General features: G+C 69.3%; 12 protein-coding genes and 1 tRNA gene. 8 read left to right on the forward strand and 5 right to left on the reverse strand.

Annotated features, from left to right (window positions below):
• Positions 1 to 59: 59 nt before the first annotated feature.
• Genes ACRARE_RS13560 through ACRARE_RS13570 form a run of 3 tightly spaced genes read right to left on the reverse strand, consistent with a single transcriptional unit; the run spans position 60 to position 2,991 of the window.
• Entirely contained in the window at positions 60 to 878 is an 819-nt protein-coding gene (locus tag ACRARE_RS13560; protein WP_432656982.1) for an SDR family NAD(P)-dependent oxidoreductase, read from the reverse strand.
• Positions 863 to 1,864 carry an acyl-CoA dehydrogenase family protein gene (locus ACRARE_RS13565; protein WP_432656983.1) on the reverse strand — a complete coding sequence of 334 codons (1,002 nt, stop codon included), beginning with the start codon at positions 1,862 to 1,864 and terminating at the stop codon, positions 863 to 865. The genes ACRARE_RS13560 and ACRARE_RS13565 overlap by 16 nt, the downstream gene beginning before the upstream one ends.
• Positions 1,861 to 2,991 (reverse strand): acyl-CoA dehydrogenase family protein, encoded by a 1,131-nt coding sequence (locus ACRARE_RS13570; protein WP_432656984.1) that lies wholly within the window; start codon positions 2,989 to 2,991, stop codon positions 1,861 to 1,863. The genes ACRARE_RS13565 and ACRARE_RS13570 overlap by 4 nt, the downstream gene beginning before the upstream one ends.
• Before the next feature lie 236 nt (positions 2,992 to 3,227).
• Between ACRARE_RS13570 and ACRARE_RS13575 the strand changes: the two genes are divergently transcribed.
• From ACRARE_RS13575 to ACRARE_RS13595, 5 genes are all read left to right on the forward strand, one after another.
• Positions 3,228 to 4,382 (forward strand): acyl-CoA dehydrogenase family protein, encoded by a 1,155-nt coding sequence (locus ACRARE_RS13575; RefSeq protein WP_432656985.1) that lies wholly within the window; start codon positions 3,228 to 3,230, stop codon positions 4,380 to 4,382.
• Positions 4,382 to 5,299, forward strand: a complete 918-nt coding sequence (locus ACRARE_RS13580; protein ID WP_432656986.1) for an acyl-CoA dehydrogenase family protein — start codon at positions 4,382 to 4,384, stop codon at positions 5,297 to 5,299. The genes ACRARE_RS13575 and ACRARE_RS13580 overlap by 1 nt, the downstream gene beginning before the upstream one ends.
• The gene (locus ACRARE_RS13585) at positions 5,296 to 6,093 is read left to right on the forward strand and encodes an enoyl-CoA hydratase/isomerase family protein (protein ID WP_432656987.1); all 798 of its coding nucleotides are present in this window, start codon (positions 5,296 to 5,298) and stop codon (positions 6,091 to 6,093) included. The genes ACRARE_RS13580 and ACRARE_RS13585 overlap by 4 nt, the downstream gene beginning before the upstream one ends.
• A gap of 54 nt (positions 6,094 to 6,147) precedes the next feature.
• Positions 6,148 to 7,752, forward strand: a complete 1,605-nt coding sequence (locus tag ACRARE_RS13590) for an AMP-binding protein (protein ID WP_432656988.1) — start codon at positions 6,148 to 6,150, stop codon at positions 7,750 to 7,752.
• A 108-nt stretch (positions 7,753 to 7,860) separates the two neighbouring features.
• Positions 7,861 to 8,622 (forward strand): IclR family transcriptional regulator, encoded by a 762-nt coding sequence (locus ACRARE_RS13595; RefSeq protein ID WP_432656989.1) that lies wholly within the window; start codon positions 7,861 to 7,863, stop codon positions 8,620 to 8,622.
• Between the two features lie 310 nt (positions 8,623 to 8,932).
• On the opposite strand, the gene ACRARE_RS13600 is transcribed toward ACRARE_RS13595, so the two are convergent.
• Positions 8,933 to 9,008: transfer RNA gene (locus ACRARE_RS13600), tRNA-Val, on the reverse strand.
• Between the two features lie 48 nt (positions 9,009 to 9,056).
• On the opposite strand from ACRARE_RS13600, the gene ACRARE_RS13605 reads away from it, so the two are divergent.
• Positions 9,057 to 9,833, forward strand: a complete 777-nt coding sequence (locus ACRARE_RS13605; protein ID WP_432656990.1) for an HAD-IIB family hydrolase — start codon at positions 9,057 to 9,059, stop codon at positions 9,831 to 9,833.
• A gap of 18 nt (positions 9,834 to 9,851) precedes the next feature.
• Entirely contained in the window at positions 9,852 to 11,072 is a 1,221-nt protein-coding gene (locus ACRARE_RS13610; protein WP_432656991.1) for a glycosyltransferase family protein, read from the forward strand.
• A gap of 267 nt (positions 11,073 to 11,339) precedes the next feature.
• Here ACRARE_RS13610 and ACRARE_RS13615 read toward each other — a convergent pair whose 3' ends face one another.
• Positions 11,340 to 13,088 (reverse strand): sugar phosphorylase, encoded by a 1,749-nt coding sequence (locus ACRARE_RS13615; protein WP_432656992.1) that lies wholly within the window; start codon positions 13,086 to 13,088, stop codon positions 11,340 to 11,342.
• A 542-nt stretch (positions 13,089 to 13,630) separates the two neighbouring features.
• On the opposite strand from ACRARE_RS13615, the gene ACRARE_RS13620 reads away from it, so the two are divergent.
• Entirely contained in the window at positions 13,631 to 15,970 is a 2,340-nt protein-coding gene (locus ACRARE_RS13620) for a hypothetical protein (protein WP_432656993.1), read from the forward strand.
• The last annotated feature ends 74 nt before the right edge of the window (positions 15,971 to 16,044 follow it).

Below are 16,044 nucleotides of genomic sequence, written 5' to 3' on the forward strand. Positions count from 1 at the left end.
CCCTGCGTCACGGCCCGCGCAGGCGCGGCTGCCGCGGGGCTACCCGAAGGTAGCCCGCTTCAGTCCGCCGCGCGGGGCTTGCCGGAATGGGTCCAGCCGGGCTCTTGCAGGTCGCGCTCCGAGGTCAGCGCGGCCTCGGACAGGTACTTGGTCGTGGTCCAGCCGCCATCGACGGCCAGCACCTGGCCGTTGATCCATCCCGCCGCCGGAGAGGCCAGGAAATAGACCGCCTCGGCCACATCCTCGGGGCGACCCATGCGCACATGGGGGGTCATCTCGGGGTTCATGCGGCGAAAGCCCTCATCCTCCAGCCGGTGAAAGGTCATGGGCGTGGGGATCACCCCCGGGGCCACGGAATTGCTGCGCACGCCCGCGGCGCCATATTGCGCGGCCATATGCCGGGTCAGCCCGTCCAGCCCGGCCTTGGCCGCCGAATAGGCGCCGCCGCGCAGCCCGCCCAGAATGGCATAGGTGGAGGAGATATTGACGATGCTGGCCTCGGGCCCGAAGGCCGCCAGGGCGGCGCGGCAGAACCGGAAGGGCGCACGCAGCATCAGGCCCAGGAACTGGTCCAGCGTTTCGTCATCGGTTTCATGGACCGGCTTCGGGCTGCCGACGCCGGCGTTGTTGACCAGGTGATCCAGCCGCCCGAAACGCTCGACCGCCAGGCCCACGGCCAGCTCGGGGGCGTCATCGGCCATCACGTCCACCGCCAAGGTGACCAGCCGCTCGGCGTGATCGACGCAGGCGGCCTCCAGCGCGGCCAGGTTGTCGGGGTTGCGGCCCACCCCCACCACGGCGCAGCCCGCCTCGAGAAAGCGGCGGGTGGTGGCCTGGCCGATGCCGCCCGCGGCCCCGGTGATCAATGCGACGCGCATTCTGCGTCCTCCTGCGTTGCGGTTGTATGGGGGGCCAGGGGCGCGGCCAGATCCAGCAGCGGGGCGCCCTGCCCCAGACAGCCCAGCAGATGCGCCTGTTTGACGAAACGATGCGCGTCCGCCTCTTCCGAGAAGCCAATGCCGCCGTGGATCTGCACGCAGAGCGCGGCGTTGCGGCGCGCGATGCCCGGCGCCAGGCGGCGCAGGGCGGCGATCTGAAAGGCCGCGTCCTCGACCCCGCCCGCCAGGGACAGGGCGGCGAAATCCAGCAGCGCCGACAGCCGCTCGGTGCCCAGGGCCATGTTGGCGCAGTGATGCTTGATCGCCTGGAAGCCGCCGATCAGCTGGCCAAACTGCTTGCGCACCCCGGCATAATCCACCGCCAGATCCCGCGCCGCTTCGGCCACGCCCAGGCATTGCGCCGAGACCAGCAGATCGGTCAGGGCCAGATCGCCCGGGGCGGTGCTGGTGAAAAGGGCACCCTCCGGCGCATCCTCCATCCGCGCCACCCGCAGGTCATGGCCCAGCCCGGTCTCGGGGCGCGCCCCGGCGATCGGGCGCAGATCCAGACGGCGCGGCCCGAAGACCAGCGCCAGATCCGCCGCCCCGGGATCCAGCAGCAGCAGCCCCCCGGCGCTCGGCACCGCGGCGGCCACGTCCCGGCCCCCGCCCGCGATCTCTTCGGCCAGACCCGCATCGCCCCCCTGCCCGGCCAGCCGCACCGCAAGGGCCGCGGCCAGGCTGCGCGGGCTCAGCAGGTGACGGCCCAGGGCCACATGCACCAGCGCCTCTTCCACCAGCGAAAAGCCCGCGCCGCCCGCCTCTTCCGGCAGGGCCAGAAGGAAGGTGCCGAACTCGGCCAGGGCGCCCAGATCGTCGGCCACGCCGCCGCGCAGCCGCGCGAGCGGATAGGCCTGGCCCAGCATGGCCTCTGCCGCATCCAGGATCTGGCGCTGGTCCGCGCTTCGGTTCAGGTCACAGCTCATGCCCGGGCCTCCCTCGGCAGGCCAAGCAACCGCTCGGCAATGATGTTGCGCTGAATCTCGGCGGTGCCGCCCGCGATGGTCTCGCTGAAGGCCTCCAGGTACAGATGGCTCCAGCCGGTGTCGGTCAGCGCCTCGGGGCCCAGACAGTCCATCGCGCAGGCGTAGACCTCTTGCGCCAGTTCGGCAAAGCGCAGCCGCATCAACGACCCTTCCGAGGGGTTGGCCTGGTCGCGGAAGAGCGTGCGATAGGTCATCGCCCGCAGCGCCGCCGCCTCGGCGCGCAGATCCGCCAGCCGGTCGGCCAGGGCGCTGCCCGGACGCGGAGCGGCCTGGGCGATCAGGTCTTCGACCTTCACCGACAGGTCCAGCTGGATCCCCATGGCGGCGGTCTTGCGCTCGAACCCAAGGGTGGTCATGGCGGTGGCCCAGCCGTTGTGCAGCCCGCCCACCACGTTGCTGAGGGGAATGCGCACGTTGTCATAGAAGACTTCGGCGAAATGCACGCTGCCCGCCATGTTGCGGATCGGGCGCACGGTGATCCCCGGGGCGGTCATGTCGCAGATCACCCAGCTGAGGCCCTTGTGGCGCTTCGACCCCGGCTCGGTGCGGATCAGCAGCTCCTGATAGTCGGCGATATCGGCAAAGCTGGTCCAGATCTTCTGGCCGTTGACCACCAGATCGTCGCCATCGACCACGCCGGAGGTGGTCAGCGAGGCCAGGTCAGAGCCCGAGTTCGGCTCGGAGAACCCCTGACACCATAGCGCGCGCCCCTCCAGGATGCGCGGCAGGTGGAAGGCCTTCTGCTCTTCGCTGCCGCAGGCAATCAGGGTGGGGCCCGCGTGGTTCAGCGCCACGAAGGTGCAGTCGTGGACGCTGGGCGCGCGGGCGCGGACGTATTCCTCGTACCAGATAACCAGCTTTTCGGGGCCCAGGCCGCGCCCGCCGTGGGCCTCGGGCCAGCCGATGCCGGACCAGCCGCCCCCGTGGCAGGTCGCCACCCAGTCCAGGGCATAGCGCCGCCAATGCGCGCCATCGCGCGGCGCGGTGCCTGTCGGCACATTCGCGGCCAGCCAGGCCCGCGCCTCGGCGCGAAAGCGGGCGTCCTCGCTCGTCTCGCTCAGATACATTGGATCCTCATGCGCTCTCCTCCCCTGACGCCGAACCAGCCTAGCACGGCGGCCCTTTGGGGGTATATTGTTCCATTATGTGAAACGAAAAACCAAACCCCCGGCTCCTCGCCCACAGGGATACAGGCAACAAAACCGGCAAACAATCCCTCAATTCACTTGACATCACCCAAAGCCGCCGCCACCCTTTCCCGCAATACGGGACGCCCTGGCGTTCCACGACGTGGGAGGACACCTTGGATTTTGATTGGAGTGGCGCGCATCGCCGCTACCGGGAACGCGTCCGCGATTTCCTGGCGCGCGAGCTGCCCGCCGACTGGCCCGAGATCGCGCGCCACGGGCCGGGATCGCATGAACAGACCCATTTCAGCCTGGAATTCTGCCCCAAGCTGGCCGAGGCCGGCCTGCTGGTGCCCCATTGGCCCGAAGCGCTGGGTGGCTCCGGCGCCTCGCCCTGGGATCTGCTGATCCTGGCGGAAGAGATGTGGGCGGCGGGCGAGCCGCGCGGCGGGCAGTACATGAACGTCAACTGGATCGGGCCCACCCTGATGCGCTATGGCAGCGCCGAACAGAAGGCGCGCTATCTGCCCCCCATGGCGGCGGGCAAGGCGGTCTGGTGCCAGGGTTTCTCCGAACCCAACGCGGGCTCTGACCTGGCCTCGCTACGCAGCCGCGCGGTGCGCGACGGCGACGACTACGTGATCAACGGCACCAAGATCTGGACCTCTTACGCCAGCCTGGCCGAGACCTGTTTCCTGCTGGTGCGCACCGGCCCGCTGTCGGCGGGCAAATCGGCCATCGCCATCCTGCTGGTGCCCATGGACACGCCGGGCATCGAGGTGCGCGCCATCCCCAGCCTGGTGGGCCATGGCGACATCCACGAGGTCTTCTTTACCGACGTGCGCGTCCCCGTCACCACCCGCCTGGGCGAGGAAGGCCAGGCCTGGGAAATCATCAGCTATTCTCTGGCCAATGAACGGGTGGGCATTCCGCGCTACGCCATGTCGTCGCGGGTGCTGGGCCATATGGTGGCCGACCTGAAACGCCAGGACCGGTTCGGCAACGACGCGGTGCGCCTGCGCGCCGGCGAGGCGGCGGCGGCCTGCGAGGCGGCGCGGATGCTGGTCTACAAGCTGGTGGACATGCGCGCCCGCGGCCAGGATGCGGGCACCGAGGCCAGCCTGGCGCGCGTGGCCACCGTGGCCGCCGACAATGCGGTGCTGGATTTCGCCCTGGATTTCCTGCCCGAATTCATGAGCGGCACCGACCACCCCGAATACCTGGCTCATCACGAACGGGCCATCGTCGCGGGCGTCGCCTCTGGCGCGGCGGAGATCCAGCTGAACCTGATCGCCCAAAGATACCTGAACCTGCCGAGGGGGCCGCGCTGATGCGTTTCGATGCGAATGAGGACATGGCCGCCCTGATGTCGGGGCTGGAACAGATCGCCCTGGGCGAAGGCACCGAATGGGAGCCCTCGGGCGACTGGTCGCGGCAGGTCTGGTCCCAGACCCTGGACAGCGCGCTGGACGAGAACGGCTATTACGACGCCGCCGAGGTCGAGACCCTGGGTCCCGTCGCCGCCGCCGCCCTGGTCTGCCGCCTGTCGCGCCTGGCGGTGAATGTCGAGGCCGCCGCCTCGGCCCTGCTGCGCCCGGTGCTGGGGGTGGACCTGCCGCGCCCGCTGGCCGTGGACGCCGGGCGCCAGGGCGGCGCCATCCGCTTTCTGCCCCAGGCCCGCGCCCTGCTGCGCTTGACAGACACGGGCGCCACCTATGCCCTGCTGGCCGAGGGCGACGTGACCGAACTGCCGACCCTGGCCGCCTATCCCATGGGGGCGCTGACCGGCACCCCCGATTGGCAGAGGCTGGAAGCCGACCCCGAACAGCTGCGCGACCTCTGGCGCGTGGCGGTGGCCGCCGAACTGACGGGCGCCATGCGCGGCGGGCTGGACGCCGTGGTGGCCCATGTCACCGACCGCGAACAGTTCGGCCGTCCCCTGGGCACCTTCCAGGGCATCCAGCACCGCCTGGCCACCGCCGCCTCGCGGATCGAGGCCGCCCAGTGGCTGACCCTGCGCGCCGCGCAGCAGATCGACCCGGCGGATGCCACCATCGCCCTGGGATATACCGCAAGCATTTCGACCCAGGTCGTCTATGATCTGCACCAGTTCATGGGCGCCATGGGGCTGACCCTGGAACATCCGCTGCACCGCTGGAGCTATCGGCTGCGCTTCCTGCGCTCCGAGCTGGGCGGGGCGACCGAAAACCTGCAACTGGCCGCCGACCGGCTGTGGAGGGATGCATGACCGACCTGCCCGATTTCCAGGCCCTGGCCCTGTCGCGGCGCGGGCGCTGCCTGACCGTGGCCTTCAACCGCCCCGAGGTGCTGAACGCCTTCGGCCCGGTGATGCACCACGAGTTCGTCGCCGCGTTGGAGTTCGCCGCGCGCGACCCCGGCTCGGACGTGATCGTGTTGACCGGGGAGGGCAAGGCCTTTTCCGCCGGGGGCGATCTGGACCGGATGGAAGAAATTATCGCCGACCCCGATCAGTTCGACGCCGAGGCGGCGGATGCCAAGCGCATCATCTTCACCCTGCTGGACATCGAAAAGCCGGTGATCGCCCGGGTGAACGGCGCCGCCGTAGGCCTGGGGGCCACCATCGCGCTGTTCTGCGACATGATCCTGGCCGATGAGACCGCCAAGATCGGCGATCCCCACGTCAAGGTGGGTCTGGTGGCGGGCGACGGCGGGGCGATCATCTGGCCGCAGCTGGCGGGCTTTCCCCGCGCCAAGGAATTCCTGCTGACCGGGCGCCTGCTGACCGGCGCCGAGGCGGCCCAGTTTGGCCTGGTGAACCACGCCCTGCCCGCCGATCAGCTGGACGCGCGCGTCGATGCGCTGGTGGATGAGCTGATCGCGGGCAACACCCAGGCGATCCGCTGGACCAAGGTCACCATGAACCTGGAGCTGAAACGCATCGCCCATGCGCTGATGGATCCCGGCATCGCCTATGAGGCCCTGTCGGTGCGCACCGCGGCGCATCGCGACGCGGTGGCCGCGCTGAAGGCGCAGATCGGCGCCAAGAAGACCAGGAACTAGGGGCGCGCGCCGGGGGGCCGCCCAGGCCCGCCGCGACCGCCGGGAGGAGACAGGATGAACCGTTTAGACGCGCGCCGCGCCGAGCTTCTGGCCGCCGGGCGCCTGACGCCGATGCCGGGCGAGGGCCTGGGCCAGATCGCGATCCGCCGCACCGCCGAGGATCCCGACCGGGTGGTGGTGATCGACGGCGCCGTGCGGCTGAGCCGCGCCCAGATGCTGGAACAGGCCAACCGGCTGGGCGCCGGGCTGCTGGCGCGCGGGCTGGTGCCGGGCGATGCCATCGGTTTCCAGCTGCCCAACTGGTGGGAGGCCTGCGTGATCAACCTGGCCGCCGCCCTCTACGGCTTTCGCATCGCGCCGCTCTTGACCATCTACCGCACCGCAGAGCTGGGGCATATGATCCCCACCTGTGATCTGCGCGCCGTCTTCGTGCCCGAAACCCTGGGCCGGACCGAGTTTCCGGCGCTGCACGCGGGCCTGGACGGGCTGGACCATCTGGTGCTGACCGTGCGCGCCGAAACCCCCAACCCCGACAGTTTCGAGGCGCTGCTTGGCCATGCGCCCGGCACCCCCACCCTGCCCGATTTCGACGACCTGAAGGCGATCTATTTCACCTCCGGCAGCACCGGGGTGCCCAAGGCGGTTCTGCACACCCACGCCTCGCTGGATGCCTTCGTGCGCATGGCGATGGAATTCTGGCAGATCACGCCTGAGGATCGTTTCTACATCCCCTCGCCCGTGGGCCATATCGGCGGGTCGATCTATGCCTTCGAATTTCCCTGGATCGCCGAGGTAACCGCCATCCTGACCACCCGCTGGGATCCCGATCTGGCGGTGCAAGAGATGACCGCCGAACGGGCCAGCTTCATGGCCGGGGCCACCCCCTTCCTCGAAGGGCTGATCGCCGCCTCGGAACGCGCAGAAACCCGCCTGCCCGACCTGCGCCGCTTCATCTGCGGCGGGGCCAGCGTGCCGCCCGAACTGATCCGGCGCGGGCTGGCGCGCTTTCCCTCCGCCGTGGTCTCGCGCGCCTATGGGTCGTCGGAACTGCCCGTGGTCTGCCCCGGCATCCGCACCCGCGAGGCCGCCCTGGCCTATGCGGAAACCGATGGCGAGATCGAGGCCGAGGTGCAGATCCTGGGCCCCGACGGCGCCCCCGTCCCCGAGGGCACCCCGGGCGAGATCGCCGCGCGCAGCCCGCGCCTGATGGCGGGCTATCTGGACCCGGCCCATGAAGAGGGCACGATGACCCCCGATGGGTTCTTCCTGATGGGCGATCTGGGCCGCCGCGTCGACGGCCGTTTCATCGAGATCACCGGGCGCAGCAAGGACATCATCATTCGCAAGGGCGAGAACCTCAGCCCGCTGGAAATCGAGAATGCGCTCAGCCGCCATCCGGCGGTACGCATCTGCGCCGTGGTGGGCATCCCCGATGCGGAACGGGGCGAGATGGTGGTGGCCTTCGTGCAGCCGGAAGAGGGCCAGGACTTTCCCTTTGCCGAGATGGGTGCGCATCTGGACCGGATGGGCCTGGCCCGTCAGAAATTTCCGGAAGCCCTGCATATCGTCGACGCCCTGCCGATGAACGCGGTCGGCAAGATCGTCAAACCCGAGCTGCGGCGCCAGGCCACTGCCTTGCGCGGCGCGCCCCAGGGCTAGGGCGCCGAGGGCAGCCCCGGCCCGGGCGCTGAAGGCCCGCGCCGGATTGCCGCCGCGCCCCGGGATGCGTAGAACGGACAGACGGCGCAGCAAGACGAAAGGCACAGCGTGGCACAGGAGGGAACCCAGGCGATCCGGCGCGCCGTCGCCATTCTGACGCGCATCGCGCGGGCCACCGACGAGGCCCCCGCGACGCTCAGCGCCATCGCGACCAGTTTCGACCTGCCCAAATCGACCGTGCACCGGATCCTGAAGTCGCTGACCGACACCGGCCTGGCCACCTATGACCCCAAGGCCCGGCGCTATGGCGTGGGCCTCTTGTGCTATGAGCTGGGCCTGGCGGTCACCGACGAGGCCTTCGACATCTCGCGCCTGCGGGTGCTGCCCGAACGGCTGGCCCGACGCACCGGGCTGACCGCCTATCTGATGCGCCGCTCGGGGCTGGAGGCGGTCTGCCTGGCCAAGGCCGAGGGCAGCGCGGTCATTCGCGTCATGCCCGTCGATGTGGGCCAGCGCCGCCTGCTGGGCGCGGGCGCGGGCGCCACCGCCCTGCTGGCCGAACTGCCCGACGAAACCGTCGAGCGGGTGCTGGCCTCGATCGACAGCGAGCTGGGCCAATATGCCAACCTCTCGGCCGAGGGGATCCGCCAGAACGTGGCGCGCGCCCGCGCGGCGGGCTATGCGGTCAGCGCCCACCAGGTCTATGCCTCGACCTTCGGCCTGGGGATGTGCCTGCCCGTGGCCCAGGGCCTGCCCGATTTCGCCGTCTCCCTGGCCGCCTACGGCCCCGACGCCACGCCAGACCGGATCGAGGGCTGGATCGCCGCCCTGCGCGAGGAAGTGGCGCGCTTCGGCAGCGAAAGCGCCTGAACCGCCCGCGCCGCAGGCGACCACACCGCCCAAAAATTGGGCAGTCTGGAAAGGCGCGACAGCCAGCAGGATAACGCCCCGCCGCCCTGGCGCGGGACACCCGGCAGGGAAAAGCACCCCTGACGCCTTGAACGCCCCCACCGAACACGCTCATAGTTGGGACAACGGCAGGCGCCCCGGTTGACGCCCCGCCCGCAACCCGTCCCGGCGCGCCATGGCGCAGGCCCGGACCGGACCCCGACGAAACCCACCTTCGCCGCCGGGCGAGGCAGGCAAAGAAAGACAGTATTGTGCAGGTAAACGGTTGGATTGGTGGGTGATGAGAGACTCGAACTCCCGACATCTTCGGTGTAAACGAAGCGCTCTACCAACTGAGCTAATCACCCAACGGACGCCCGATTACCCCAAAGCGGCAGAGGGGCGCAAGTGGTGACATGACGAAACCCCAATTCATGGTCTTCACCGATCTGGACGGCACCCTGCTGGACCACGAAAGCTATTCCTACGCCCCGGCCCTGCCCGCCCTGGCGCAGCTGCGCGCCCGCAACGTGCCGGTGGTGCTGGCCTCCTCCAAGACCGGGCCGGAAATCCACGCCCTGCGCGAGGAACTGCGCCTCTCCGCCTCGCCCGCCATCGTCGAGAACGGCGCGGGTCTGCTGGCCCCGCATGAGGCGCCCCCCGCCGCGCCCGAGACCTATCAGCGGCTGCGCGCCGCCCTGGAGGGGATCAACCCGGCTCTACGCCGCCTCTTCCGCGGCTTCGGCGATCTGGGCCCCGAGGGGGTCATGGCCGATGCGGGCCTGCCGGTCGAGAAGGCCCGCCTGGCATGCCAGCGCGCCTATTCGGAACCGGGCCTCTGGGACGGCAGCGCCGAAGAACGCCGCGCCTTCCTCGAAGCCCTGGCCGAAGTGGGCCTGCACGCCCGGCGCGGCGGCCGCTACCTGACCCTGTCCTTCGGCGGCACCAAGGCCGATCGGATGGACGAGGCGGCGGCGCTTTTCGATCATCCCCATACCATCGCCCTGGGCGACGCCCCCAACGACCGCGAAATGCTGGACCATGCCGATATCGGCGTGATCATCGCCAATCCCCATGGCGCGCCGATGCCGGAACTGTGCGGCGAACGCAACGGCACCATCCTGCGCAGCACCAAGGCCGGCCCGGCGGGCTGGAACGAAATGATGCTGAAGTTAATCTCCAGACTGACCTGAACGACGAGGGGGCCTCCGGTGGCTGATTTTCACCAGAACGGCAACATTGCCACCATCCACAACCTGCGCACGCGCTCGTCCGAGGATATCACACGCGAACTGACCAGCTTCGGCGCCAGCCGCAAGATCTCGCTGGTGCTGCCCTCGCTTTATTCCGAACTGGAAGGCGACGCCCTGCCCAATATCCTGACCGAACTGGCGCAGGTGCCCTATCTGCACCGGATCGTCATCGGCCTGGACCAGGCGACCGAGGAACAATATCGCCACGCGCGCGAATTCTTCTCGGTGCTGCCGCAGAACCATGTGGTGATCTGGAACTCCAGCCCGCGGATGCAGGCGATCCAGGACCGTCTGGCGGGGCTGGGCCTGGGGCCGATCGAGAACGGCAAGGGCAAGAACGTCTGGTCCTGCCTGGGCTTCCTGATCGCCTGCGCCGACAGTTCGGTGGTGGCAATCCACGATTGCGACATCGTCACCTACGAGAAGGACCTGCTCAACCGGCTGGTCTACCCGGTGGCCAACCCGTCCTTCCCCTACCAGATCTCCAAGGGGTTCTATTCGCGGGTCGGCAACAACAAGATGAACGGGCGCGTCAGCCGCACCCTGGTCTCGCCGATCCTGATCGCGCTGAAACGCACCATCGGGGATCGCGACTACCTCGATTACCTGCGCGCCTTCCGCTATCCGCTGTCGGGCGAGATGGCGATGCGCACCGGCATCCTGCCCGACCTGCGCATCCCCTCGGACTGGGGGCTGGAAATCGGCGTTCTGTCCGAGGCCTGGCGCAACCTGGCGCCGAAATCGGTCTGCCAGGTCGAGATCGCGGACAACTACGACCACAAGCACCAGGATCTGAGCCAGGAAGACAAGACCAAGGGCCTGTCGCGCATGTCCATCGACATCTGCAAGGCGATGTTCCGCAAGCTGGCCGCCGATGGCACGGTCTTCAACGAAGAGGTGTTCCGCACCCTGAAGGCCACCTATTACCGCTCGGCCCTGGACCTGCTGGATTGCTACTACAACGACGCCAAGGCCAACGGCCTCTACGTCGACCGCCACGCCGAGGAAACGGCGGTCGAGCTTTTCGCCGACAATATCATCGCGGCGGGGCACATGTTCCTCGACAACCCCTCGGAAACCCCCTTCATCCCCACCTGGAACCGCGTCCATGCCGCCGATCCGGACCTGATGTCGGACATGCTGAAGGGCGTCGCGGCGGACCTCGAAGAGTTCAAGTAGGGCCAAAGGCGGGAGGGGGGCTCTGCCCCCCGTCTCCGTCCCGGAGCCTCCCCCCGGAGTATTTTTGGCCCAGTGAAAGAGCAGGACGGCGCCAGGTCAGGCGGCCCACTTTCGCGCCTCGCGCGTGCCACGCTCCGGTTGCGAAAGTCCGGCACGAAACAGGGCCCTGTCCAAGCTCTTTCACAGGGCCAAAAATACTCTCGCCGAAGGCCGCCCGGGCGACGGGGCCGCGCGGAAGCGGGGTCGCGGCGCCCGGGCGCGCGGCCCTCAGCCGCGGTTGGTGATCCAGCGGCACTGATACGGGGCAAAGGGGATCGGCCCGCCATCGGGGCGGATCGCCTCGCCCGACAGAAGATCCACCCAATCCTCGCCGTCGATCAGGTTGATCGACATCGGCTCGATCTCCAGCGCGTCGGCCGAGACGTTGTGCAGGGCAAAGATCGACTGGTCGCGGTCCAGGCTTTGCCGCCAGAGGCCGAAGATGCGGTGATCCAGTTGCAGGGTAAATTGCGTCGCATTGGGGTGGAAGGCGCGCTGACGGCGGCGGATGCCGATCCGGCGGCGCATCTCTTCCAGCACCTGGTGCTGGGTTGTGTCCGGGTCTTCCAGCCGCCCGCGCAGCTCTTCGTAGTCCCAGCGGTGGCGGTTGATGGCGCGGTTGTGGCCCGACTTCTCGACCCCTTCCTGATCGTTGGGGGTGGCCAGCAGCGAATGGATGTAGAAGGCCGGGATCCCCTCCAGCGCCATGACCAGCGACTGCGAGGCCAGGAAGCGCTGCACCTGGTGGCCGTCTTCCCCGGCGAAGGTGCCCTTCATCGCCTCGAACCAGGTGATGTTCAGCTCATAGGGCGCCTCGCCGCCGCCCGGCAGGGCGCGCATCGACACCCGGCCGCCGAAATCGCGCATGGTCTGCACCACCTGGTCGGTGTCGTCCGGCGTCAGGATCCCCTCGGCCGGGCGCATCCCGATCCCATCGTGCGAGGCGGTGAAGTTCAGATAGGCGCAGCCCAGTTGCGCCGGCGGCATCGAGCCCTGCCAGCGGATCAGATTCTTCGCCGTCCCTGCCAGCATCGCGTGCAGCACCAGCGGCGGCAGCGAGAAGTTGTAGACGGCATGGGCCTCGTTGCGGTTGCCGAAATAGCTGAGGTTTTCCGCATTGGGCACATTGGTTTCGGTCAGCAAGATAATGGATTCGCTGGCGAAATCGGCAAACAGCCGCATCAGGCGGACGATGGCGTGGGTCTGCGGCATGTGGATCGACTTGGTGCCGATCTCTTTCCAGATGAAGGCCACCGCATCCAGGCGGATGATCCGCACGCCGTTGTCCACATGCAGGCGCATCACCCGTAGGAATTCCTTCAGCACCTCGGGATTGCGGAAATCCAGGTCGACCTGGTCATGGCTGAAGGTGCACCAGACATGGCGCGGCCCGCGCGAGGTGTTCACCTCGCGCAGCAGGGGATGGGTACGCGGGCGGACCACGTCGCTGAGGTCGTCGTCGGGCGAGGCCTCGAAGAAGAACTTGTCATAGGGTTCATGCCCCTGGCGGTAGGCGTTGAACCAGGCGGAACTGCTGGAGACATGGTTCAGCACCAGATCCGACATCAGCAGGAATTCGGATCCGATGCGCTGGATGTCCGACCAGTCGCCCAAGACCGGGTTCACCGCGCGGTAATCCGTCACCGCGAAACCGTCATCCGAAGTCCAGGGGAAGAAGGGCAGGATATGCACCCCGTTGACCACCCCCGACAGATGGGTGTGCAGGAAGTGGCGCAGCAGATCCAGCGGCTTGTGCTGGCCGTCAACGATCGAGTTGCCATAGGTGATGACCAGCGCGTCGCGTTCCGACCATTGCCGGTTGCCCGGCACCCGGCCCCGGCGGCGGCGGGTCGCGCCCTCGGGCCAGAACGCCTCGGCCAGTTCGTCGGCCAGGGTCTCGACCGGATGGTCGGGATAGATCTGGCGCACCAGCGTCTCCAGCTTGTGGCGGAAGGTGGTGGAGGATTCTGCGGTCATGTGGGCCCGGCTCCCTTGTGACATCCCTGAGATGTTCCAGATCGGCGCGGGGGTTTCAAGCGCGCAGCGCCGCCCGGGCCCCGGATGCGGCGGGCCAGACCCCGCCGCCGGGGGAAATGGGCGCAACCTGTGCACAGGACAGGCGCCGCCCGGCGCCGCGCAGGCGATTCCCGTTGCCCCTCTGCCCGGCCCGGCCGAGAGCCCCTAAGCCCCCGGATCCGCCCGACGCGCACGTCAGAGTTGCGGGCCGCAAGGAAAGCATATCCGCTTTTCACCTCCGAAGACCCCATTCCCGTGTCTGCCGGGCGACGTTTCGCCCCTCAGAGCCGCCCGAAGGGGCCAAACAGGGTTGACAGCCGCCGCCCCCCTTCGCCCAATACCGGAAAATAACGGTTCTTTATCCGACATTTGGCCGCCCCCGGGGGGACAAAGCCGGGGCGAGGGCCACAAGGGATCCGCCACCCGCAGGCGGCCCGGGGCGAGAGGTGATCGCCACGGGCAGAGGGCGGCCAGGCGGCTTGGGAAGGAAAACGGGGGTCTTCATGCGGTCTTGTCCTGGCGTGCTGTCGGTCAAACCTGGTCTGGCGCGGCTGCGCGCTCCGCTGCGGGCGCTTTCGCGCGGGCTTGCTCTGGGCCTGTCGCTGGCGCTGACAGCCGCCGCGCTGTCCCCGGCCCCGGCCCGGGCCGAAACCGCCGCCGGCACCGCACCGGGCGCCGAACTGGCCCTGCTGAGCCTTGCCACCGGCGCCAGTGCCCCCGCCGCCGACGGCATCGGGTTTTACCCGCTGGCCGGCCTGCCCGCCCCGGCAGAGGTCGACACGCTGATCACCGCCACCCTGCTGCAAAGCCGCGCGGTCTCGACCATCGGCGCGGGCCAGGACGAGGGCGCGGCCCCGGTCGGCAGCCGCCAGCTGGTGCTGGAAACCGCCTTTGCCCTGACCGGCGGCGCGGGCCAGCCCCTGGGCATCGCCCAGGGCGGGGCCGAGCTGGACGCCGAGGATTTCGGCGCCCGCCTGTCGGCGCTGGCGCGAGGCTTCGGCCCGGGGCGGCAAAGTGCCGCCCTGGCCGTGGTCTCGGACCCGCTGGACCTCTTTCCCGGCCAGATCGGCGCCCTGCGCCAGATGCTGGGGGCCAGCGACTTTGGCCTTTGGGTGCTGCTGATCGCGCCGGGTGCCGAGGCCGAGGCCCGCGCCGCCTGTGCCGCCCCCCTGGGCCGCGAGGTTGCCCTGTCGCTGATCGGCGGCGTGGCCGACCGCCCGGTCTTCGGCGATGGCGACGGCATCACCACCTTCGCCGAGGCACAAAGCTTCGTCACCGGCACCCTGACCCGCGCCCTGGCGCGCGAAAGCGGCTGCCCCGGCGCCTATGCGGTGGTCTTCGACCATGGCGGTGACGGCACGGTCGAGGTGCTGCGCCATGACAGCCCGGTCTATATCCCTGCCCTGCAATCCAGCCTGACGCTGGAGGAATTCGAGGCCGAGTTCCTGGCCAGCAGCGCCGACCCCGCCCCGATCCGTGCCTATCTGGACGCCTGCCGCTTCTGCCCCGCAGCGCCCGCGCTGGAGGCCCGGCTGACAGAGATCGACCGCCGCACCGCCCAGGCCGGGATCGAAGAGCAGATCTGGGCCCGGATCACCGCCGCGGGCGAGAATGCCGCCCGCGTCCAGGTCTATCTGGATCGCTGCGAGCTTTGCGCGCATCGCGCCGAGGCCGAAGAGATCCTGACCCGGCTGGCCGCCAAGGCCGAGGCCGCCGAGGCCGAGAGCCGCCTTTACGCCAAGCTGGCCGCCTCCTGGGATCTGGAAGGGCTGCGCGCCTATGTCGAGACCTGCGTGACCTGTGCCCATGTGCCCGCCGCCCAGGCCCGCATCGCCGAGATCGAGGCCGACGCCGCCTATGACGCCGAATCCGAGGCCCTGGCCCGGGCGGTGGCGGCGCGCGATGCGGACGCGATCCAGAACTGGATCTCCGACTGCACCTATTGCGACAAACGCCCCGAGGCCGAGGCCGCGCTGACCGATCTGGCCCGCCGGATCGAGCTTGCCGCCCCCTGCCTGCGCCAGGCCGCCGTGCCGCAACTGGGGGGCCCGCGCCTCTTGGGCGACATCGATCAGGCCGCCGCCACCGCCGCCTGTGCCGCAGCCCTGGACGCCTTCCCCGAGGATCCCGAGCTGATCACCCTGGCCGGGCGCATCGCCCAGGCCCAGGGCAATACCGCCGAAGCGCGCGACGCCTATGCCACCGGCATCGAGGCCGCCGTGCCCATGGCCCACGGGCTGGCGGGCTACATGGCCTTCGACCCGGTGGCGGGCGACGGCGCCCCCGACTACCCCCGCGCCGAAGAACTGGGCCTGATGGGTGCCGAGCTGGGCGACTGGCTGTCGCAACAGCTGCTGGTGCTGCTCTATTCTCAGAACTTCATCGACGGCAAAGGCGCCGATGATGCCTTCGCCATTGCCGAGGGCGTGGCCGCCGAGGGCGACCCGGTGTCGCAATATTTCCTGGGCTTCTTCTATCTGCGCGGCGATGGCCCCACGGGCCGCCCCGACCCCGAGGCCGCCCGCGACTGGCTGCAACAGGCGGTAGATGCGGGCTATGTCCCCGCCATGACCCTGCTGGCCGAGACCCTGGAAACCGCCGTGGCACAAGAGCCCGAGGCGGCGGACGAGGCGGCGGGGCTTTACCTCGACGCGCTGTACGAAAACGACCGGCTGGCGCTGGACAAGCTGACCAGCCAGCTGCGCGAGCGCAACCGCGCCGTGGTGCGCGCGGTGCAGCGCCGCCTGCAAGCGGCGGGCGTCTATCGCGGCGCGCTGGACGGGCTGCCGGGGCCGGGCACCATCAACGCGGTGCAGGCCTACGCGGCCCAGGGCCAGAGCTAGGCCCAGGCCTAGGTCGGGTCGGGCACTGAACCCAACCGGCCCCTCGGCGGGCCGGTGCCAAGACCGGGGCCAAG

Origin of the sequence: Pseudooceanicola aquaeponti (assembly GCF_050897975.1) — a bacterium.
Lineage (GTDB): Bacteria > Pseudomonadota > Alphaproteobacteria > Rhodobacterales > Rhodobacteraceae > Pseudooceanicola.